This is a genomic window from Pseudomonas sp. RW409 (assembly GCF_003184125.1).
Lineage (GTDB): Bacteria > Pseudomonadota > Gammaproteobacteria > Pseudomonadales > Pseudomonadaceae > Aquipseudomonas > Aquipseudomonas chlororaphis_I.
In genome coordinates this window covers 188,312-209,950 of the sequence record NZ_QHHP01000033.1, presented here as the reverse complement: position 1 = coordinate 209,950, position 21,639 = coordinate 188,312, and the positions used below count along the sequence as shown (strand labels likewise).

Genomic DNA, 21,639 nt, shown 5'->3' with positions numbered 1-21,639 from the left:
CCTCTATTTACTTGCGACGACGGACGATCATTTTGTCGGTACGCTTATTACCACGAGTCTTCGCGCCCTTAGTCGGGAAGCCCCATGGCGATACCGGATGACGACCACCAGAGGTACGACCTTCACCACCACCATGTGGGTGGTCAACCGGGTTCATGGCAACACCACGAACGGTTGGGCGAACGCCACGCCAGCGTTTGGCACCAGCTTTACCCAGCGAACGCAGACTGTGCTCGGAGTTCGAGACCTCGCCCAGGGTCGCACGGCATTCAGCCAGGACTTTACGCATCTCACCAGAACGCAGACGCAGGGTCACATAGACACCTTCACGAGCGATCAGCTGAGCCGAAGCACCAGCGGAACGAGCGATTTGCGCGCCTTTACCTGGCTTCAGTTCGATGCCGTGTACGGTGCTACCAACTGGAATGTTACGCAGTTGCAGAGCGTTGCCCGGCTTGATCGGTGCCAGAGCACCTGCGATCAGCTGGTCGCCAGCGCTCACGCCTTTAGGGGCGATGATGTAGCGACGCTCGCCGTCTGCGTACAGCAGCAAAGCGATGTGAGCAGTACGGTTTGGATCGTATTCGATACGCTCGACAGTGGCAGCGATGCCATCTTTGTCGTTGCGACGGAAGTCGACCAGACGATAGTGCTGCTTATGACCACCACCAACGTGACGAGTGGTAATACGGCCATTGTTGTTACGACCACCAGACTTCGATTTCTTCTCGAGCAGCGGTGCGTGAGGAGCGCCTTTATGCAGCTCCTGATTGACCACCTTGACCACAAAACGGCGGCCAGGGGAAGTCGGTTTGCATTTAACGATTGCCATGATGCACCCCTTCCTTACTCAGCACTGCTGCTGAAATCGAGATCTTGGCCTGGCTGAAGGGAGATAACTGCCTTCTTCCAGTCATTACGCTTGCCCAGACCGCGAGCGGTACGCTTGCTCTTACCCAGAACGTTCAGGGTAGTAACGCGCTCCACTTTCACGCTGAACAGGCTTTCGACGGCCTTCTTGATTTCCAGCTTGGTTGCATCAGTAGCAACCTTGAAAACGAACTGGCCTTTCTTGTCTGCCAGAACCGTAGCCTTCTCGGAAACGTGCGGGCCAAGCAGAACTTTAAATACGCGTTCCTGGTTCATCCCAGCAGCTCCTCGAATTTCTTCACGGCCGACACAGTGATCAACACTTTGTCGTATGCGATCAGACTAACTGGATCGGAACCTTGTACGTCACGTACATCAACGTGTGGCAGGTTACGAGCAGCCAGGTACAGGTTCTGATCAACAGCGTCAGACACGATCAGAACGTCGGTCAGACTCATGTTGTTCAGCTTGCCCAGCAGATCTTTGGTTTTCGGAGTTTCAACAGCGAAATCCTGAACCACGACCAGACGATCAGTACGCACCAGCTCAGCAAGGATGGAACGCATTGCTGCGCGATACATCTTCTTGTTCAGCTTCTGGGAGTGATCCTGTGGACGAGCTGCGAAAGTGGTACCGCCGCCACGCCAGATTGGGCTACGGATAGTACCGGCACGAGCGCGGCCAGTACCTTTCTGACGCCATGGGCGCTTGCCGCCACCGGAAACGTCGGAACGGGTCTTTTGCTGCTTGCTACCTTGACGGCCGCCGGCCATGTAGGCCACGACTGCTTGGTGAACCAGCGTCTCGTTGAATTCGCCGCCAAATGTCAGTTCGGAAACTTCGATCGCTTGAGCGTCATTTACATTTAATTGCATGTCAGCTTCCCCTTAACCGCGAGCCTTGGCCGCCGGACGTACAACCAGGTTGCCGCCAGTAGCGCCAGGAACAGCACCCTTGACCAACAACAGATTGCGTTCAGCGTCGACGCGCACTACTTCCAGGGACTGCACGGTCACGCGCTCAGCGCCCATATGACCGGACATTTTTTTGCCCTTGAATACACGACCAGGAGTCTGGCACTGGCCAATAGAGCCCGGGACGCGGTGGGAAACGGAGTTACCGTGGGTGTTATCTTGACCGCGGAAATTCCAACGCTTGATGGTACCGGCGAAGCCTTTACCTTTCGACTGACCGGTAACATCTACCAGTTGGCCAGCTGCGAAGATTTCTGCATTGATCAGATCGCCAGCTTGGTACTCGCCTTCTTCAAGACGGAATTCCCAAACGCCACGACCGGCAGCAACGTTCGCTTTAGCGAAGTGACCTGCTTGAGCAGCAGTCACGCGCGAAGCACGACGCTCACCTACAGTGACTTGCACTGCACGATAGCCATCGGTTTCTTCAGTTTTGAACTGGGTGACGCGATTCGGCTCGATCTCAATGACCGTGACCGGAATGGAGACACCTTCTTCGGTGAAAATACGGGTCATACCGCATTTACGACCGACTACACCAATAGTCATGTTGTAAACCTCATGAGTGTACGGGGCTTTCACCCGCTATGGCCGCCCATTTCAGAGCGTTACACGACTAAGACCGAGTCTTAGCCGAGGCTGATCTGCACTTCCACACCTGCCGCAAGATCAAGCTTCATAAGTGCATCAACGGTTTTATCCGTTGGCTGGACGATGTCCAGTACGCGCTTATGAGTACGGATCTCGTACTGGTCACGCGCGTCTTTGTTGACGTGCGGGGAGACCAGAACGGTGAACCGCTCTTTACGGGTAGGCAGTGGAATAGGACCACGCACTTGAGCACCAGTACGTTTCGCGGTTTCCACGATTTCCTGGGTGGATTGGTCGATCAGGCGATGGTCGAAAGCCTTCAACCTGATACGGATTTGCTGATTTTGCATTGGATTTCAGACTCCAGGCTGCTATTCCCACCGGGCGCAATACGCCCGTTAAAAGGAGGCGCAATTCTATAGACGGTCCCACAGAGTGTCAACCCAATAAAAAAGCCCCCGCAAGCGGGGGCTTTTTCATGAGTCGTCGATTACTCGATGACTTTAGCTACGACGCCAGCGCCGACGGTACGACCGCCTTCACGGATAGCGAAACGCAGACCATCTTCCATCGCGATGGTTTTGATCAGAGTGACAGTCATCTGGATGTTGTCACCTGGCATTACCATTTCAACGCCTTCTGGCAGCTCGCAGTTACCAGTCACGTCAGTAGTACGGAAGTAGAACTGTGGACGGTAGCCTTTGAAGAACGGAGTATGACGGCCGCCTTCTTCTTTGCTCAGAACGTACACTTCAGCGGTGAACTTGGTGTGCGGCTTAACGGTACCTGGCTTAACCAGAACCTGGCCACGCTCAACGTCGTCACGCTTGGTGCCACGCAGCAGAACGCCGCAGTTCTCGCCAGCACGACCTTCGTCGAGCAGCTTGCGGAACATTTCAACGCCGGTGCAGGTGGTTTTCTGAGTTTCGCGCAGACCAACGATCTCAACTTCTTCCTGGATGCGAACGATACCACGCTCAACACGGCCAGTTACCACGGTGCCACGACCGGAGATCGAGAACACGTCTTCGATAGGCATCAGGAACGGCTTGTCGATAGCACGCTCTGGCTCTGGGATGTAGGTATCCAGAGTTTCTACCAGCCTCTTAACAGCGGTAGTGCCCATTTCGTTGTCGTCTTGGCCGCTCAGAGCCATCAGAGCCGAACCGATGATGATTGGAGTGTCATCACCTGGGAAGTCGTAAGTGCTCAGCAGATCGCGCACTTCCATCTCAACCAGTTCCAGCAGCTCAGCGTCGTCAACCATGTCAGCCTTGTTCAGGAAGACAACGATGTACGGAACGCCTACCTGACGGGACAGCAGGATGTGCTCACGAGTTTGTGGCATCGGACCATCGGCAGCCGAGCAAACCAGGATCGCGCCGTCCATCTGGGCAGCACCAGTGATCATGTTTTTGACGTAGTCGGCGTGACCTGGGCAGTCAACGTGCGCGTAGTGACGAATGTTCGAGTCGTACTCTACGTGCGCAGTGTTGATGGTGATACCACGAGCTTTTTCTTCTGGGGCGCTGTCGATCTTGTCGAAGTCAACGCGAGCCGAACCGAAAACCTCGGAGCAAACACGAGTCAGAGCAGCAGTCAGAGTGGTTTTACCGTGGTCAACGTGACCGATGGTGCCAACGTTGACGTGCGGTTTGTTACGTTCAAATTTTTCTTTAGCCACGACAGTGAACCTCTTGCCTAAAGGGCTGGATTAGCCTTGTTTTTTAACGAGTGCTTCGACGATATTCGACGGAGCTTCGGCGTACTTGGAGAACTCCATGGAGTAGCTCGCGCGACCCTGGGACATGGAACGAACGTCGGTCGCATAACCGAACATTTCACCCAGCGGCACTTCAGCACGGATAACCTTGCCAGAGACCGAGTCTTCCATACCCTGGATCAGACCACGACGACGGTTCAGGTCACCCATCACGTCACCCATGTAGTCCTCAGGGGTTACTACTTCAACCTTCATGATCGGCTCAAGAACTACGCCCTTGCCCTTCTCACGCAGCTGCTTGGTCGCCATGGAGGCCGCTACCTTAAACGCCATCTCGTTAGAGTCGACGTCGTGGTAAGAACCATCAAACACGGTAGCCTTCAGGCCGATCAGCGGATAGCCGGCGACAACGCCGTTCTTCATCTGCTCTTCGATACCCTTCTGGATTGCCGGGATGTATTCCTTCGGAACCACACCACCAACGACCTCGTTGGCAAACACCAGACCTTCAGTGATATTGCCTTTTTCGTCGACGTCTGCCGGAGCAAAACGGATCCAGCAATGACCGAACTGGCCACGACCGCCGGATTGACGAACGAACTTACCTTCAACTTCACAGCCGACGGTGATCTTCTCGCGATAGGAAACCTGCGGCTTACCGATGTTGGCTTCTACGTTGAATTCACGACGCATACGGTCAACAAGGATATCCAGGTGCAGCTCACCCATACCCGAAATGATGGTCTGACCGGTTTCTTCGTCAGTCTTGACGCGGAACGACGGGTCTTCCTGAGCCAGTTTGCCCAGAGCAATACCCATCTTCTCCTGGTCAGCCTTGGTTTTCGGCTCTACAGCAACCGAAATCACCGGCTCAGGGAAGTCCATACGCTCAAGGATTATCGGCTTGTCGATATCGCAAAGCGTGTCACCGGTGGTGACGTCTTTCATACCGATCAGAGCAGCGATGTCGCCTGCACGTACTTCTTTGATCTCTTCGCGCTGGTTCGCGTGCATTTGCACCATACGACCAACACGCTCCTTCTTGCCCTTGACCGAGTTGATCACGGAGTCGCCGGAGCTCAGGAAACCCGAGTAAACGCGAACGAAGGTCAGAGTACCCACGAACGGGTCGGTGGCAATCTTGAACGCCAGAGCCGAGAACGGCTCGTTGTCGTCAGCGTGACGCTCGTCAACGATTTCGTTGTCGTCGGTGCTGTCCGGATGAACGCCCTTGATCGCAGGGATCTCGGTCGGAGCCGGCAGGAAGTCGATGACAGCGTCGAGAACCAGCGGAACACCCTTGTTCTTGAACGAGGAACCGCAGACAGCCGGAACGATCTCGCTGGCCAGGGTGCGCGCACGCAGGCCTGCCTTGATCTCTTCGACGGTCAGCTCACCTTCTTCAAGGTACTTGTTCATCAGCTCTTCGTTAGCTTCGGCAGCAGCCTCAACCATGTTGGAGCGCCACTCGTTAGCCAGATCCAGCATATCGGCAGGAATTTCTTCCTCGCGATAGGTAGTACCCTTGTCGTCGTCGTTCCAGTAGATAGCCTTCATCTTGATCAGATCGATCTGACCTTCGAAGTTATCTTCTGCACCGATAGCCAGCTGAACTGGAACCGGAGTGTGACCCAGACGGTTTTTGATCTGAGCAACAACGCGCAGGAAGTTGGCACCAGCACGGTCCATCTTGTTCACGTAAACAACACGTGGAACGCCGTATTTGTTGGCTTGACGCCATACGGTTTCGGACTGAGGTTCAACACCGGAAGTACCGCAGAACACAACGACCGCGCCGTCGAGTACGCGCAGCGAACGCTCTACTTCAATGGTGAAGTCTACGTGGCCTGGGGTATCGATAACGTTTACACGATAGTTATCGTATTGGCCGCGCGAACCTTTCCAGAAGGTAGTTACAGCAGCGGAGGTAATGGTGATACCACGCTCCTGCTCCTGCACCATCCAGTCGGTGGTAGCAGCGCCGTCATGCACCTCACCCATCTTGTGGCTGAGACCTGTGTAGAACAGGATCCGCTCGGTAGTGGTAGTCTTGCCCGCGTCAACGTGGGCACAGATACCGATATTACGGTAGCGGTTGATTGCTGTAGTACGAGCCATAAAGCCCTCGCAAAATGAATGATGCCGATATTAGAAGCGGTAGTGCGAGAAAGCCTTGTTGGCTTCAGCCATACGGTGTACGTCTTCACGCTTCTTAACTGCAGCACCTTTGCCTTCGGCAGCGTCCAGCAGTTCGCCAGCCAAGCGCAGAGCCATAGACTTCTCGCCGCGCTTACGGGCGAAGTCTACCAACCAGCGCATTGCCAGAGCGTTACGACGGGACGGACGAACTTCGACCGGAACCTGGTAAGTAGCACCGCCAACACGGCGCGACTTCACTTCGACCAGCGGAGCGATGGCGTCGAGAGCTTTCTCGAAGATTTCCAGGGGATCGCTGTTCTTGCGTTCTTTAACTTTTTCCAGCGCGCCATAAACGATACGCTCGGCAACGGCTTTCTTGCCGCTTTCCATTACGTGGTTCATGAACTTGGCGAGGATCTGGCTTCCGTATTTCGGATCGTCCAGAATCTCACGTTTGGCTGCTACGCGACGTCTTGGCATGATAAGCCCTCAAACGGTCTTCAGGTTAGCTCGGGACAGTTGATCCAAAGGACTCGTGCCCGACCTTACTCTTATCGACTCAATAAAATAATTAACTGCAAAACGGCCGATTACTTCGGACGCTTGGTACCGTACTTCGAACGACCTTGGTTACGACCTTTAACGCCGGAGGTATCCAGGGAGCCGCGAACGGTGTGGTAACGAACACCTGGCAAGTCTTTTACACGACCGCCGCGGATCAGTACCACGCTGTGTTCTTGCAGGTTGTGGCCTTCACCACCGATGTACGAGGAAACCTCGAAACCGTTGGTCAGACGCACACGGCATACTTTACGCAGTGCCGAGTTAGGTTTTTTCGGCGTAGTGGTATACACGCGAGTGCACACGCCACGACGTTGCGGGCAGTTCTGCAGCGCAGGTACGTCGGATTTCTCGACGATACGCTTACGCGGCTGACGTACCAGCTGGTTGATAGTTGCCATCTACTAGCTCCACTGTTGTCTTTCGACATAAACAAAATGGCAGGGCGCAAGCCCCACCAAATTTAGGGGTACAAGAGTCTAAAGAGGATCTTGTCCCCAGTCAAGGCAAGGCCCCGGCCTCCCCGATCAGCGAACCCCGACAAAATCGTCTTGATTCGTGAGCGGAAAAGCCAGGGCCCTATCTCAATCTACTGCAGACCTCAGTTACCGCTGGAGTTCAGCGCTTCGGTCAGTGCAGCTTCAACTTCACTTGCGCTTACGCGCAGCGGCTTGTCGGCATCACGACGACGCTTACGCTCGCTGTGATACGCCAGGCCGGTACCAGCCGGGATCAGGCGACCCACGACGACGTTTTCTTTCAGGCCGCGAAGATAATCGCGCTTGCCGGTTACCGCCGCTTCGGTCAGTACGCGAGTAGTCTCTTGGAAAGAGGCCGCCGAGATGAACGATTCGGTCGACAGCGACGCCTTGGTGATACCCAGCAGAACGCGGGTGAACTTGGCGACAAACTTGTCTTCGGTGTTCAGACGCTCGTTCTCTACCAGTACGTGAGTCAGCTCCATCTGGTCGCCCTTGATGAAACTGGAATCGCCGGATTCAGCGATCTCAACCTTACGCAGCATCTGACGCAGGATGGTCTCGATGTGCTTGTCGTTGATCTTCACGCCTTGCAGACGGTAAACGTCCTGGATCTCGTTCACGATGTACTTGGCCAGCGCACTCACACCCAGCAGACGCAGGATGTCGTGTGGATCGCTTGGACCGTCGGAGATAACTTCGCCGCGGTTTACCTGTTCGCCTTCGAAGACGTTCAGGTGGCGCCACTTCGGAATCAGCTCTTCGTACGGATCGCTACCGTCGTTCGGGGTAATGACCAGACGGCGCTTGCCTTTGGTCTCTTTACCGAACGCGATGGTGCCGCTGACTTCAGCCAGGATCGAGGCCTCTTTCGGACGACGAGCTTCGAACAGGTCGGCAACACGCGGCAGACCACCGGTGATGTCACGAGTCTTCGAAGTTTCTTGCGGAATACGCGCGATAACGTCACCGATCGCGATCCGCGCACCGTCCGCAACACCGACCAGGGCGTTGGCTGGCAGGAAGTACTGGGCCGGTACGTCGGTACCTGGCAACAGCAGATCTTTGCCATCGTCACCCACCATCTTCACTGCAGGACGGATGTCCTTACCTGCAGCCGGACGGTCTTTGGCATCGAGAACTTCAATGTTGGTCATACCGGTCAATTCGTCAGTCTGACGCTTGATCGTGATGCCTTCTTCCATGCCCACGTAGGTCACGGTACCTTTCATTTCGGTAACGATTGGGTGGGTGTGCGGATCCCACTTGGCCACGATAGAGCCAGCGTCGACCTTGTCACCCTCTTTAACCGAAATCACAGCACCGTACGGCAGCTTGTAACGCTCGCGCTCACGACCGAAGTCGTCAGCAATCGCCAGCTCACCGGAACGGGACACAGCAACCAGATGACCATCCACTCGCTCAACGTGCTTCAGGTTGTGCAGACGGACGGTACCGCCATTCTTCACCTGAACGCTGTCGGCCGCGGAGGTCCGGCTTGCCGCACCACCGATGTGGAACGTACGCATCGTCAGCTGGGTACCCGGCTCACCGATGGACTGAGCAGCGATAACGCCGACAGCTTCACCGATGTTCACCTGGTGACCACGAGCCAGGTCGCGGCCGTAGCACTTGGCGCAAATGCCGTAGCGGGTTTCGCAACTGATCGGCGAACGCACGATCACTTCGTCGATGCTGTTCAGCTCGATGAACTCAACCCACTTCTCGTCGACCAGAGTGCCGGCAGGAACGATGACGTCCTCGGTACCTGGCTTGAATACGTCACGGGCAATAACACGACCCAACACGCGCTCACCCAACGGCTCTACAACGTCGCCGCCTTCAATGTGCGGAGTCATTACCAGGCCGTGTTCGGTGCCACAATCGATCTCGGTTACAACCAGATCCTGCGCCACGTCTACCAGACGACGAGTCAGGTAACCGGAGTTCGCAGTTTTCAACGCGGTATCCGCCAGACCTTTACGAGCACCGTGAGTCGAGATGAAGTACTGGAGTACGCTCAGACCTTCACGGAAGTTCGCAGTAATCGGCGTTTCGATAATGGAACCGTCCGGCTTGGCCATCAGACCACGCATACCGGCCAGCTGACGAATCTGTGCTGCGGAACCCCGCGCACCCGAGTCGGCCATCATGTACATCGAGTTGAAAGATTCTTGCTCGACTTCGTCGCCGTGACGGTCGATGACCTTCTCTTTCGAGAGGTTGGCCATCATCGCCTTGGAGACTTCGTCGTTCGCTTTCGACCAGAGGTCGATCACTTTGTTGTACTTCTCGCCCTGGGTCACCAGGCCGGAGGCGTACTGGCTCTCGATCTCTTTCACTTCGTCGGTGGCAGCACCGATGATGCGGGCTTTTTCATCCGGGATAACGAAGTCGTTAACACCGATAGAAACGCCGGAAATGGTCGAGTAAGCAAAACCGGTGTACATCAACTGGTCAGCGAAGATCACGGTCTCTTTCAGACCAACCACGCGGTAGCACTGGTTGATCAGCTTGGAGATCGCCTTCTTCTTCATCGGCAGGTTGACGACGTCGTACGACAGACCTTTTGGCACAACCTGGAACAACAGCGCACGGCCGACAGTGGTGTCGACGATACGGGTGTTGGTCACGCTGCCGCCATCACGATCGTTGACGGTTTCGGTGATCCGCACCTTGACCTTGGCATGCAGTGCGGCTTCGCCGGCACGGAACACACGGTCAACTTCCTGCAGATCCGCGAACACACGACCTTCGCCCTTGGCGTTGATCGCTTCACGAGTCATGTAGTACAGACCCAATACAACGTCCTGCGACGGAACGATGATTGGCTCACCGTTGGCTGGCGACAGGATGTTGTTGGTCGACATCATCAACGCACGCGCTTCCAACTGGGCTTCCAGTGTCAGCGGCACGTGCACGGCCATTTGGTCGCCGTCGAAGTCGGCGTTGTACGCAGCACAGACCAGAGGGTGCAGCTGGATAGCCTTACCTTCGATCAGTACCGGTTCAAACGCCTGGATACCCAGACGGTGAAGGGTCGGTGCACGGTTGAGGAGCACTGGGTGTTCGCGAATCACTTCGGCGAGAACGTCCCAAACCTCTGGCAGCTCGCGCTCGACCATCTTCTTCGCGGCTTTGATGGTGGTGGCCAGGCCACGCATTTCCAACTTGCCGAAAATGAACGGTTTGAACAGCTCGAGAGCCATTTTCTTAGGCAGACCGCACTGGTGCAGACGCAGGGTCGGGCCTACGGTAATTACCGAACGACCGGAGTAGTCAACACGCTTACCGAGCAAGTTCTGACGGAAACGACCTTGCTTACCCTTGATCATGTCAGCCAGGGATTTCAGAGGACGCTTGTTGGAACCGGTGATAGCGCGGCCACGACGACCGTTGTCGAGCAGTGCGTCGACGGCTTCCTGCAACATACGCTTTTCGTTGCGCACGATGATGTCCGGAGCGGACAGATCGAGCAGGCGCTTCAAGCGGTTGTTACGGTTGATCACTCGACGATACAGATCGTTGAGGTCGGAAGTCGCGAAACGACCACCATCCAGCGGGACCAGTGGACGCAGATCTGGCGGCAGAACCGGCAGAACGGTCAGCACCATCCACTCTGGCAGGTTGCCGGAACCCTGGAAGGCTTCCATCAACTTCAGACGCTTGGACAGTTTCTTGATCTTGGTTTCCGAGTTGGTTTGCGGAATCTCTTCGCGCAGACGGCCAATCTCGTGCTCCAGGTCGATAGCGTGCAACAGCTCGCGGACAGCCTCGGCACCCATGCGGGCGTCGAAGTCGTCACCGAACTCTTCCAGTGCTTCGAAGTACTGCTCGTCGTTGAGCAACTGACCTTTTTCCAGAGTGGTCATGCCCGGGTCGATAACGACATAGCTCTCGAAGTAGAGAACACGCTCGATATCACGCAGGGTCATGTCCATCAGCAGGCCGATACGGGACGGCAGCGATTTCAGGAACCAGATGTGGGCAACTGGCGAAGCCAGTTCGATGTGCGCCATACGCTCACGGCGAACCTTGGCCAGTGCAACTTCAACGCCGCACTTTTCGCAGATCACGCCACGATGCTTCAAGCGCTTGTACTTACCGCACAGGCACTCGTAATCCTTTACCGGGCCAAAGATCTTGGCGCAGAACAGGCCGTCACGCTCAGGCTTGAACGTACGGTAGTTGATGGTTTCCGGCTTTTTAACTTCACCGAACGACCACGAACGGATCATCTCAGGCGAGGCCAATCCGATACGGATGGCGTCGAACTCTTCGACTTGACCCTGGTTTTTCAGCAAATTCAGTAGGTCTTTCAAGGCCTTTCCTCCTGGCGGAGCAGAGAGCGGGCAATCCTGCCCCGCTCTCGATTCGCGTCACGTGTTATTCGGTTTCCAGATCGATATCGATGCCGAGGGAACGAATTTCTTTGATCAACACGTTGAAGGACTCGGGCATGCCCGGCTCCATACGGTGATCGCCGTCCACGATGTTTTTGTACATCTTGGTCCGGCCGTTCACATCGTCCGACTTCACTGTGAGCATTTCTTGCAGAGTGTATGCAGCACCGTATGCTTCCAGTGCCCAGACCTCCATCTCCCCGAAACGCTGACCACCGAACTGCGCCTTACCACCCAGCGGCTGCTGGGTAACCAGGCTGTACGAACCGGTAGAACGAGCGTGCATCTTGTCGTCTACCAAGTGGTTCAGCTTCAGCATGTACATGTAGCCAACAGTAACCGGGCGCTCGAACTTGTTGCCGGTACGGCCGTCGGTCAGTTGCATCTGGCCGCTTTCTGGCAGGTCCGCCAGTTTCAGCATGGCCTTGATTTCGCTTTCCTTGGCACCGTCGAACACCGGAGTGGCCATCGGCACGCCGCCACGTAGGTTTTTCGCCAGATCCAGGATTTCCTGATCGGAGAAGCTATCCAGATCTTCGTTACGACCACCGATCTGGTTGTAGATCTCGTCCAGGAACTTACGCAGTTCCGCGACCTTGCGCTGCTCTTCGACCATGCGGTTGATCTTCTCGCCCAGACCTTTGGCCGCGAGGCCCAGGTGAGTTTCGAGAATCTGACCAACGTTCATACGCGAAGGTACGCCCAACGGGTTGAGGACGACGTCGACCGGGGTGCCGTTGGCATCGTGCGGCATGTCTTCAACCGGCATGATCACCGAGACCACACCCTTGTTACCGTGACGACCGGCCATCTTGTCGCCCGGCTGGATGCGACGACGGATTGCCAGGTAAACCTTGACGATTTTCAGCACGCCTGGAGCCAGGTCATCGCCCTGCTGCAGCTTGCGCTTCTTGTCTTCGAACTTGTCGTCCAGCAGACGGCGGCGATCAACGATGTAGGCCTGGGCCTTCTCGAGCTGCTCGTTCAGAGCATCTTCAGCCATGCGCAGTTTGAACCACTGGCCATGCTCAAGACCGTCGAGTACTTCGTCGGTGATTTCCTGACCTTTCTTCAGGCCGGCGCCGCCTTCGGCTTTGTGGCCGACCAGAGCGGAACGCAGACGCTCGAAAGTGGCGCCTTCGACGATACGGAACTCTTCGTTCAGATCCTTGCGGATCTCGTCGAGCTGGCTCTTCTCGATCGACAGGGCACGAGCGTCACGCTCTACACCGTCACGAGTGAAGACCTGTACGTCGATGACAGTACCCTTGGTACCGGTAGGTACGCGCAGGGAGGTGTCTTTAACGTCGCTGGCTTTTTCACCGAAGATTGCACGCAGCAGTTTTTCTTCCGGAGTCAGCTGGGTCTCGCCTTTCGGAGTGACCTTACCGACCAGGATGTCGCCTGCGCCAACTTCAGCACCGACATAAACGATACCGGCTTCGTCCAGCTTGTTCAGTGCAGCCTCACCCACGTTCGGGATATCCGCAGTGATTTCCTCTGGGCCAAGCTTGGTGTCACGGGCCACACAGGTCAGTTCCTGGATGTGGATCGTGGTGAAGCGGTCTTCCTGGACCACACGCTCGGACAGGCAGATGGAGTCTTCGAAGTTGAAGCCGTTCCATGCCATGAACGCGATGCGCATGTTCTGACCCAGAGCCAGTTCACCCATGTCGGTGGACGGACCGTCGGCCATGATGTCGCTGCGCTGAACCCGATCACCCTTGCTCACCAGCGGACGCTGGTTGATGCAAGTGTTCTGGTTGGAGCGGGTGTATTTGGTCAGGTTGTAGATGTCGACACCGGCTTCGCCTGGCTCAACTTCGTCATCTGCAACACGAACCACGATACGGCTGGCATCAACCGAGTCGATCACACCGCCACGACGAGCCACGACGCAGACGCCGGAGTCACGGGCAACGTTACGCTCCATGCCGGTACCTACCAGCGGCTTGTCGGCACGCAGGGTTGGTACAGCCTGACGCTGCATGTTCGAACCCATCAACGCACGGTTGGCGTCGTCGTGCTCGAGGAACGGAATCAGCGACGCCGCAACCGAAACTACCTGCTTCGGCGAAACGTCCATCAAGGTGACGTCTTCTGGCGCCTTGACAGTGAATTCGTTCAGGTGACGAACGGCTACCAGCTCGTCGATCAGCTGACCTTTGTCGTTCATGGTCGCCGAAGCCTGGGCGATCACGTGATCGGCCTCTTCGATGGCGGACAGGAACACGATCTCGTCGGTCACCAGACCTTCTTTCACCACGCGGTACGGGCTCTCGAGGAAACCGTACTGGTTGGTGCGAGCATAGGCGGCCAGGGAGTTGATCAGACCGATGTTCGGACCTTCCGGCGTCTCGATCGGGCATACACGACCATAGTGAGTCGGGTGTACGTCACGAACTTCGAAGCCTGCACGCTCACGAGTCAGACCGCCTGGGCCGAGTGCAGAGACACGGCGCTTGTGGGTGATCTCGGACAGCGGGTTGTTCTGGTCCATGAACTGGGACAGCTGGCTGGAACCGAAGAACTCCTTCACCGCCGCCGCCACTGGCTTGGCGTTGATCAGGTCTTGCGGCATCAGGCCTTCGCTTTCAGCCATCGACAGACGCTCTTTGACCGCACGCTCTACACGCACCAGGCCAACGCGGAACTGGTTCTCGGCCATCTCGCCTACGCAGCGAACACGACGGTTACCCAGGTGGTCGATGTCATCGACGATGCCTTTGCCGTTACGGATGTCGACCAGAGTCTTCAGAACCGCAACGATGTCTTCCTTGCACAACACGCCGGAACCTTCGATCTCGGTACGACCGATACGACGGTTGAACTTCATCCGGCCGACCGCAGACAGGTCATAACGCTCAGGGCTGAAGAACAGGTTGTTGAACAGGGTCTCGGCCGCATCCTTGGTTGGAGGCTCGCCAGGACGCATCATGCGATAGATCTCGACCAACGCTTCCAGTTGGTTGGTGGTGGAGTCGATCTTTAGAGTGTCGGAAACGAACGGACCGCAATCGATATCGTTGGTGTACAGCGTTTCGATGCGCACAACCTGAGCCTTGGCGATCTTCGCCAGGATCTCGGTGTTCAGCTCGGTGTTGCACTCTGCCAGGATTTCGCCGGTGGCCGGATGCACGATGACCTTGGCGGTAGTACGACCCAGGACGTAGTCCAGAGGCACTTCCAGCTCTTTGATCCCGGCTTTTTCCAGCTGGTTGATGTGGCGAGCAGTAATACGACGACCCTGCTCGACAATAACCTTGCCTTTGTCATCCTGAATATCGAGGACCGCAATTTCACCACGCAGGCGCTGAGGCACCAACTCCAGGCTCAGGCTTTCGCCGCGCACGTGGAATACGTTGGTGGTGTAGAAAGCGTCCAGCACTTCTTCAGTGGTGTAGCCCAACGCACGCAGCAGTACCGATGCAGGCAGCTTGCGACGACGGTCGATACGCACGAATACGCAGTCTTTCGGGTCGAACTCGAAGTCCAACCAGGAACCGCGATAAGGAATGATACGTGCGGAGTACAGCAGCTTACCGGAGCTGTGCGTCTTGCCACGGTCGTGGTCGAAGAATACGCCAGGGGAACGGTGCAGCTGGGAAACGATTACACGCTCGGTACCGTTGATTACGAAGGTACCGTTCTCAGTCATCAGGGGGATTTCACCCATGTAGACTTCTTGCTCTTTGATGTCCTTGATCGCTTTGTTCGACGATTCTTTGTCGAAAATGATCAGACGAACTTTTACCCGCAAAGGTACGGCGTAAGTTACACCGCGCAGCACGCATTCTTTGACATCAAATGCCGGTTCGCCCAGGCGATAACCGACATACTCCAACGCAGCATTGCCGGAGTAGCTGATGATCGGGAAAACGGATTTGAAGGCCGCATGCAGGCCCACGTCGCGGAACTGATCTTTAGTCGCTCCCGCTTGCAAGAATTCACGATACGAATCCAGCTGGATGGCCAGGAGGTACGGCACATCCATGACGTCCGGCAACTTGCTAAAGTCCTTGCGGATACGTTTTTTCTCAGTATATGAGTAAGCCATCAGCGTTCCCCAGCTTGGTCACCTGCTTATTTGGCCCCTCCCGACGGGAGCAGCCAGAAAATCGTGCAAACCCTTTGGTTTGCGCCACCGCACAGGGTGGTTACAGCACGTTAGAAGCACCGACCCAGTCGGCTGCCAATAACGGAAAAAGGCCGGTGGCAAGAGCCACCAGCCATCAGCCTCAGCTTAACGCTTGGGCTGGAGACACAAAGTCGATGCTTACTTCAGCTCGACTTTAGCGCCTGCTTCTTCCAGAGCTGCTTTGGCTTTGTCAGCGGCTTCTTTAGCAACGCCTTCCAGAACCATGGCAGGAGCGCCGTCAACTACAGCCTTGGCTTCTTTCAGGCCCAGACCGGTCAGTTCACGTACAGCCTTGATCACGTTAACTTTCTTCTCGCCAGCTTCGGTCAGCATGACGTTGAATTCAGTTTGTTCTTCAACAACAGCGGCAGCAGCAGCTGGGCCAGCAGCGGCAACAGCAGCGGTAACGCCGAAGGTTTCTTCCATTGCTTTGATCAGCTCAACAACTTCCAGAACGGTTTTCTGGCCGATTGCTTCGATGATTTGCTCGTTAGTCAGAGACATGACTATAAATTCCTGTATTGGGGTGACAGCCTACGCAGCCATCAAATTAAACATATGATTTTGAAAGGGCTTGCAGTGCCTTAGGCAGCAGCAGCTTCTTTCTGGTCGCGAATGGCCGCCAGAGTACGAGCCAGCTTGCTGGTAGCGCCTTGGATCACGCTCATCAGCTTCGCAATAGCTTCGTCGCGAGTTGGCAGCGAAGCCAACACGTCGATCTCGTTTGCTGCGAGGTACTTGCCCTCGAACGCAGCTGCCTTGATCTCGAACTTTTCCTGACCCTTTGCGAACTCTTTGAAAATACGAGCAGCAGCGCCCGGATGTTCCTTGGAGAATGCAATCAGGGTAGGGCCGACGAACGCGTCGTTGAGCACGTCATATTGAGTGCCTTCAACTGCGCGCTTGAGCAGGGTGTTACGTACGACACGTACATACACGCCAGCTTCGCGGGCCTCTTTACGGAGTCCGGTCATAGCGCCTACTGTCACACCACGGGCATCAGCCACGACAGCGGACAGAGCGCCTTTGGCAGCCTCGTTGACTTCAGCGACGATGGCCTTCTTGTCTTCGAGTTTAATTGCCACGGGTTCAACTCCTGCTTGTTACCGTTTCATCCAACCGAGGCCGGATGTCGTTTTGGTGTCTGATTCGGTAAGGAACCGGGAGCACCATCTGCGTAGGCTTGTGGTTTAAGACTTGCGTCGCCTACGGTCTTGGATAGCCCCCGCCAGGCAGGGACCCCAATCTTTCAATTGACGCAATCTCTTGCGTCAACCTGTGTCTTATACGTCCAGCGAACCCTGGTCGATGACCAGACCTGGGCCCATAGTGGTGCTCAGGGTAACGCGCTTGACGTAGATACCTTTCGAAGAAGCTGGCTTGATACGCTTCAGATCAGCGATCAGGGCTTCAACGTTTTCCTTCAGCTTGATGGCGTCGAAGCCAACCTTGCCAACGGAGGTGTGGATAATGCCGTTTTTGTCGGTGCGATAACGAACCTGACCAGCCTTGGCGTTTTTAACAGCGCCTGCTACGTCTGGAGTTACGGTACCAACCTTAGGGTTAGGCATCAGACCACGTGGACCGAGGATCTGACCCAGTTGACCTACAACGCGCATTGCATCCGGGGAAGCAATAACCACGTCATAGTTCAGGTCGCCGCCTTTCATTTCGGCAGCCAGGTCGTCCATACCTACGCGATCAGCGCCGGCAGCCAGGGCAGCTTCAGCAGCTGGACCTTGGGTGAACACAGCTACACGTACAGTCTTGCCAGTGCCATGTGGCAGCACGGTAGCGCTGCGAACAACCTGGTCAGATTTACGTGGGTCAACGCCCAGGTTTACAGCGACGTCGACAGACTCGCTGAACTTGACGGTCGACAGCTCGGTCAGGAGAGCAGCTGCGTCTACGAAGCTGTAGGCCTTGCCCGCTTCAATCTTGCCCGCGATAGCCTTTTGGCGCTTGGTCAGCTTAGCCATTACACACCCTCCACGTTAAGGCCCATGCTACGAGCAGAACCGGCGATAGTACGCACGGCTGCATCCATATCAGCTGCAGTCAGATCCGCGTTTTTGGTTTTCGCGATTTCTTCCAGCTGAGCACGGGTAACGGTGCCAACCTTAACGGTGTTCGGACGAGCGGAACCGCTGGTCAGGCCAGCAGCTTTCTTCAGCAGAACCGAAGCAGGGGTGCTCTTAGTTTCGAAAGTGAAGCTGCGGTCACTGTAAACAGTGATGATCACAGGAGTCGGCAGACCTGGCTCAAGACCCTGGGTACGGGCGTTGAAGGCCTTGCAGAATTCCATGATGTTCACGCCGTGCTGACCCAGAGCTGGACCGACGGGTGGACTTGGGTTGGCCTGTGCGGCCTTCACTTGCAGCTTGATGTAAGCAGTAATCTTCTTAGCCATGAGGCACTCCAATTACGGGTTCAAACGCCTAGAAAGGCTCCCCGGTTACTTGCGCGTTTATCCCAGTGACGACAAAACCCCACAGCCTTGGGCTGCGGGGTATGGGATTCTCGTTCAGTTATGCCTTTTCGACCTGACTGAACTCTAGCTCTACCGGAGTAGAGCGACCGAAAATGAGCACAGCCACTTGGATCCGGCTCTTTTCGTAGTTAACTTCTTCGACAGTGCCGTTAAAGTCAGCGAACGGACCATCGGTAACACGAACAACCTCACCCGGCTCGAACAGAGTCTTCGGCTTAGGCTTGTCGCTACCATCAGCGACACGACGCAGAATCGCTTCTGCCTCTTTGTCCGTGATTGGCGCAGGCTTGTCGGCTGTACCACCAATGAAGCCCATCACCCGAGGAGTATCCTTGACCAAGTGCCAAGTACCCTCGTTCATATCCATCTGAACCAGCACATAACCAGGGAAGAACTTGCGCTCACTTTTGCGTTTCTGGCCATTACGCATTTCAACCACTTCTTCAGTGGGAACCAGAATTTCGCCAAAGCCATCTTCCATGCCAGCCAGCTTTACGCGCTCGATCAACGAACGCATTACATGCTTCTCATAACCCGAGTAAGCATGCACAACGTACCAACGCTTAGCCACGGGACACCCTTAGCCAACAATCAAGGAAACGAGCCAGCCGAGCAGGGAATCAAGCCCCCACAACAGCAACGCCATAACCAGAACAACAGCCACTACGATCAACGTGGTCTGCGTGGTTTCTTGGCGAGTTGGCCATACGACTTTACGAATCTCGGTGCGAGCTTCCTTAACCAGTACAAAGAAAGACTTGCCCTTGGCCGTCTGCAAGCCTACAAAGGCAGCTACAGCAGCAATGGCAAGCAAAGCGAGCACACGGTACAGGATCGGCGAAGCAGAGTAATACTGATTACCGACAACGCCAACGACCACCAAAGCAACTACTACAAGCCACTTGAGCAGATCGAAGCGAGAGCCTTGAGCTTCAGCTTTAGGAGTCATCTATGAAGATCCTGTGAAAAGAAAGCCAGACACACCGAGTGAATCTGGCAGGTCAGGAGGGAATCGAACCCCCAACCTACGGTTTTGGAGACCGTCGCTCTGCCAATTGAGCTACTGACCTAAAAACAAATCAGGCCGACCATTATGCCGGCCCGATGGAGATATATCAAGAACTTACTCGATGACCTTGGCCACGACGCCAGCGCCGACGGTACGACCGCCTTCACGGATAGCGAAACGCAGACCATCTTCCATCGCGATGGTTTTGATCAGAGTGACAGTCATCTGGATGTTGTCACCTGGCATTACCATTTCAACGCCTTCTGGCAACTCGCAGTTACCAGTCACGTCAGTAGTACGGAAGTAGAACTGTGGACGGTAGCCTTTGAAGAACGGAGTATGACGACCGCCTTCTTCTTTGCTCAGAACGTACACTTCAGCAGTGAACTTGGTGTGCGGCTTAACGGTACCTGGCTTAACCAGAACCTGGCCACGCTCAACGTCGTCACGCTTGGTGCCACGCAGCAGAACGCCGCAGTTCTCGCCAGCACGACCTTCGTCGAGCAGCTTGCGGAACATTTCAACGCCGGTGCAGGTGGTTTTCTGAGTTTCGCGCAGACCAACGATCTCAACTTCTTCCTGGATGCGAACGATACCACGCTCAACACGGCCAGTTACCACGGTGCCACGACCGGAGATCGAGAACACGTCTTCGATAGGCATCAGGAACGGCTTGTCGATAGCACGCTCTGGCTCTGGGATGTAGGTATCCAGAGTTTCTACCAGCCTCTTAACAGCGGTAGTGCCCATTTCGTTGTCGTCTTGGCCGCTCAGAGCCATCAGAGCCGAACCGATGATGATTGGAGTGTCATCACCTGGGAAGTCGTAAGTGCTCAGCAGATCGCGCACTTCCATCTCAACCAGTTCCAGCAGCTCAGCGTCGTCAACCATGTCAGCCTTGTTCAGGAAGACAACGATGTACGGAACGCCTACCTGACGGGACAGCAGGATGTGCTCACGAGTTTGTGGCATCGGACCATCGGCAGCCGAACAAACCAGGATCGCGCCGTCCATCTGGGCAGCACCAGTGATCATGTTTTTGACGTAGTCGGCGTGGCCTGGGCAGTCAACGTGCGCGTAGTGACGAATGTTCGAGTCGTACTCTACGTGCGCAGTGTTGATGGTGATACCACGAGCTTTTTCTTCTGGGGCGCTGTCGATCTTGTCGAAGTCAACACGAGCCGAACCGAAAACCTCGGAGCAGACGCGAGTCAGAGCAGCAGTCAGAGTGGTTTTACCGTGGTCAACGTGACCAATGGTACCAACGTTGACGTGCGGCTTATTACGTTCGAACTTTTCCTTAGCCATCGAAATCACCCCTAGGAGAAGAATTGAGCAAGTCACACAAGCCATTAAAACAAAGGCAGATATTTTCATATCTGCCTTGTTATATGGAGCTCTTGAGCGGATTTGAACCGCTGACCTCACCCTTACCAAGGGTGTGCTCTACCAACTGAGCTACAAGAGCGAAACACTTTGCACAACCTGCAAACTTGGAGCGGGTAGCGGGAATCGAACCCGCATCATCAGCTTGGAAGGCTGAGGTTCTACCACTAAACTATACCCGCGGAGCTTGCAGCTCACGCTTAAATCTGGTGGAGGGGGAAGGATTCGAACCTTCGAAGTCGTAGACGTCAGATTTACAGTCTGATCCCTTTGGCCGCTCGGGAACCCCTCCTAAGCGAGGCAGCATTCTATACTATGCCACCCTTCTGTCAAGCATTTTCTCATTAAAAACCTGAGGTTAGCTGCATTGACCTTGCTTCGCTGCGTCTACCTCTAGAGGTCTTCACTGCGGAGCGGGCGCCATTCTATGCAAACTATTCGGCAGTTGCAATGCCTTCGCATGACATTATTTTATGTTTTAACTCATTGAATTCTTTAGCAAGATTCTGCAGCAACGAATCATCCAGCAAATGCTTGCTTTCAGGGGCCACACGCAACCAGTAACCAGAAGCATCAGGCAGAGCCAAAGACTTCAACCGAACCTCCACACCCAATACCGACAGGCGCTGCTCAAGCGTTTGAGCCTGATCACGGCGAGCAAAACCACCTATATAGAGGCAATCGCCTTGAGCCTCGCCCCCCTTGTCACGCCTGGAGAGCGAGCCAGACGACTCACTCAGTAAGCGAATATCCTGCTGAGCCCCTTTATAAAGCGTCAGAGGCGTTACCTCCTTCGCACGCAAAGGCGCCTCCTGCTGATGCCAGACGTAATAGAACACATTGAGAACCAGGAGCAGCAGGAACAACCAGCGCAT

The 21,639-nt window shown here is 55.4% G+C and carries 19 protein-coding genes and 4 tRNA genes; all 23 read right to left on the bottom strand.

Annotated features, from left to right (window positions below):
- Positions 1-7: 7 nt before the first annotated feature.
- The 23 genes from rplB to DK261_RS13975 all read right to left on the bottom strand — a co-directional run bounded on the left by rplB (position 8) and on the right by DK261_RS13975 (position 21,639).
- Positions 8-832 (bottom strand): 50S ribosomal protein L2, encoded by an 825-nt coding sequence (rplB, locus tag DK261_RS14085; protein ID WP_007924198.1) that lies wholly within the window; start codon positions 830-832, stop codon positions 8-10.
- Between the two features lie 14 nt (positions 833-846).
- A complete protein-coding gene (gene rplW / locus DK261_RS14080) occupies positions 847-1,146 on the bottom strand; it encodes a 50S ribosomal protein L23 (protein WP_002555488.1) in 300 nt (99 codons plus the stop codon).
- A complete protein-coding gene (gene rplD, locus DK261_RS14075) occupies positions 1,143-1,745 on the bottom strand; it encodes a 50S ribosomal protein L4 (RefSeq protein WP_007924200.1) in 603 nt (200 codons plus the stop codon). Before rplD ends, rplW begins: the two co-directional genes overlap by 4 nt.
- A 12-nt stretch (positions 1,746-1,757) precedes the next feature.
- A complete protein-coding gene (rplC, locus tag DK261_RS14070; RefSeq protein ID WP_007924205.1) occupies positions 1,758-2,393 on the bottom strand; it encodes a 50S ribosomal protein L3 in 636 nt (211 codons plus the stop codon).
- An 80-nt stretch (positions 2,394-2,473) separates the two neighbouring features.
- The gene (rpsJ, locus tag DK261_RS14065) at positions 2,474-2,785 is read right to left on the bottom strand and encodes a 30S ribosomal protein S10 (RefSeq protein WP_003186070.1); all 312 of its coding nucleotides are present in this window, start codon (positions 2,783-2,785) and stop codon (positions 2,474-2,476) included.
- Positions 2,786-2,925: 140 nt separating this feature from the next.
- Positions 2,926-4,119, bottom strand: a complete 1,194-nt coding sequence (gene tuf, locus DK261_RS14060; RefSeq protein ID WP_110175871.1) for an elongation factor Tu — start codon at positions 4,117-4,119, stop codon at positions 2,926-2,928.
- Between the two features lie 30 nt (positions 4,120-4,149).
- Positions 4,150-6,276, bottom strand: coding sequence for an elongation factor G (gene fusA / locus DK261_RS14055; protein ID WP_009051119.1), 2,127 nt, complete (start codon positions 6,274-6,276; stop codon positions 4,150-4,152).
- Positions 6,277-6,306: 30 nt separating this feature from the next.
- Positions 6,307-6,777, bottom strand: a complete 471-nt coding sequence (rpsG, locus tag DK261_RS14050; protein ID WP_007925959.1) for a 30S ribosomal protein S7 — start codon at positions 6,775-6,777, stop codon at positions 6,307-6,309.
- Positions 6,778-6,887: 110 nt separating this feature from the next.
- Entirely contained in the window at positions 6,888-7,259 is a 372-nt protein-coding gene (gene rpsL, locus DK261_RS14045; protein WP_003186084.1) for a 30S ribosomal protein S12, read from the bottom strand.
- 200 nt (positions 7,260-7,459) lie between these two features.
- A complete protein-coding gene (rpoC, locus tag DK261_RS14040; protein WP_009051120.1) occupies positions 7,460-11,659 on the bottom strand; it encodes a DNA-directed RNA polymerase subunit beta' in 4,200 nt (1,399 codons plus the stop codon).
- Between the two features lie 64 nt (positions 11,660-11,723).
- Positions 11,724-15,797, bottom strand: coding sequence for a DNA-directed RNA polymerase subunit beta (gene rpoB, locus DK261_RS14035; RefSeq protein ID WP_007925957.1), 4,074 nt, complete (start codon positions 15,795-15,797; stop codon positions 11,724-11,726).
- Positions 15,798-16,016: 219 nt separating this feature from the next.
- Positions 16,017-16,382, bottom strand: a complete 366-nt coding sequence (rplL, locus tag DK261_RS14030) for a 50S ribosomal protein L7/L12 (protein WP_007925956.1) — start codon at positions 16,380-16,382, stop codon at positions 16,017-16,019.
- Positions 16,383-16,462: 80 nt separating this feature from the next.
- Positions 16,463-16,963 carry a 50S ribosomal protein L10 gene (gene rplJ, locus DK261_RS14025; protein WP_007925954.1) on the bottom strand — a complete coding sequence of 167 codons (501 nt, stop codon included), beginning with the start codon at positions 16,961-16,963 and terminating at the stop codon, positions 16,463-16,465.
- 198 nt (positions 16,964-17,161) lie between these two features.
- Positions 17,162-17,857, bottom strand: coding sequence for a 50S ribosomal protein L1 (gene rplA / locus DK261_RS14020; protein WP_009051121.1), 696 nt, complete (start codon positions 17,855-17,857; stop codon positions 17,162-17,164).
- A complete protein-coding gene (rplK, locus tag DK261_RS14015) occupies positions 17,857-18,288 on the bottom strand; it encodes a 50S ribosomal protein L11 (protein ID WP_003176435.1) in 432 nt (143 codons plus the stop codon). The genes rplA and rplK overlap by 1 nt, the downstream gene beginning before the upstream one ends.
- A 118-nt stretch (positions 18,289-18,406) precedes the next feature.
- The gene (nusG, locus tag DK261_RS14010; protein WP_002555501.1) at positions 18,407-18,940 is read right to left on the bottom strand and encodes a transcription termination/antitermination protein NusG; all 534 of its coding nucleotides are present in this window, start codon (positions 18,938-18,940) and stop codon (positions 18,407-18,409) included.
- 9 nt (positions 18,941-18,949) lie between these two features.
- The gene (gene secE / locus DK261_RS14005) at positions 18,950-19,318 is read right to left on the bottom strand and encodes a preprotein translocase subunit SecE (protein ID WP_009045851.1); all 369 of its coding nucleotides are present in this window, start codon (positions 19,316-19,318) and stop codon (positions 18,950-18,952) included.
- 45 nt (positions 19,319-19,363) lie between these two features.
- Positions 19,364-19,439: transfer RNA gene (locus DK261_RS14000), tRNA-Trp, on the bottom strand.
- Positions 19,440-19,492: 53 nt separating this feature from the next.
- Positions 19,493-20,686, bottom strand: a complete 1,194-nt coding sequence (gene tuf, locus DK261_RS13995) for an elongation factor Tu (protein WP_110175871.1) — start codon at positions 20,684-20,686, stop codon at positions 19,493-19,495.
- Between the two features lie 84 nt (positions 20,687-20,770).
- Positions 20,771-20,846 (bottom strand) — tRNA-Thr (locus tag DK261_RS13990).
- A gap of 26 nt (positions 20,847-20,872) precedes the next feature.
- Positions 20,873-20,946: transfer RNA gene (locus DK261_RS13985), tRNA-Gly, on the bottom strand.
- 25 nt (positions 20,947-20,971) lie between these two features.
- Positions 20,972-21,056, bottom strand: a tRNA-Tyr gene (locus DK261_RS13980).
- 142 nt (positions 21,057-21,198) lie between these two features.
- Positions 21,199-21,639 carry a hypothetical protein gene (locus DK261_RS13975; protein WP_053270061.1) on the bottom strand — a complete coding sequence of 147 codons (441 nt, stop codon included), beginning with the start codon at positions 21,637-21,639 and terminating at the stop codon, positions 21,199-21,201.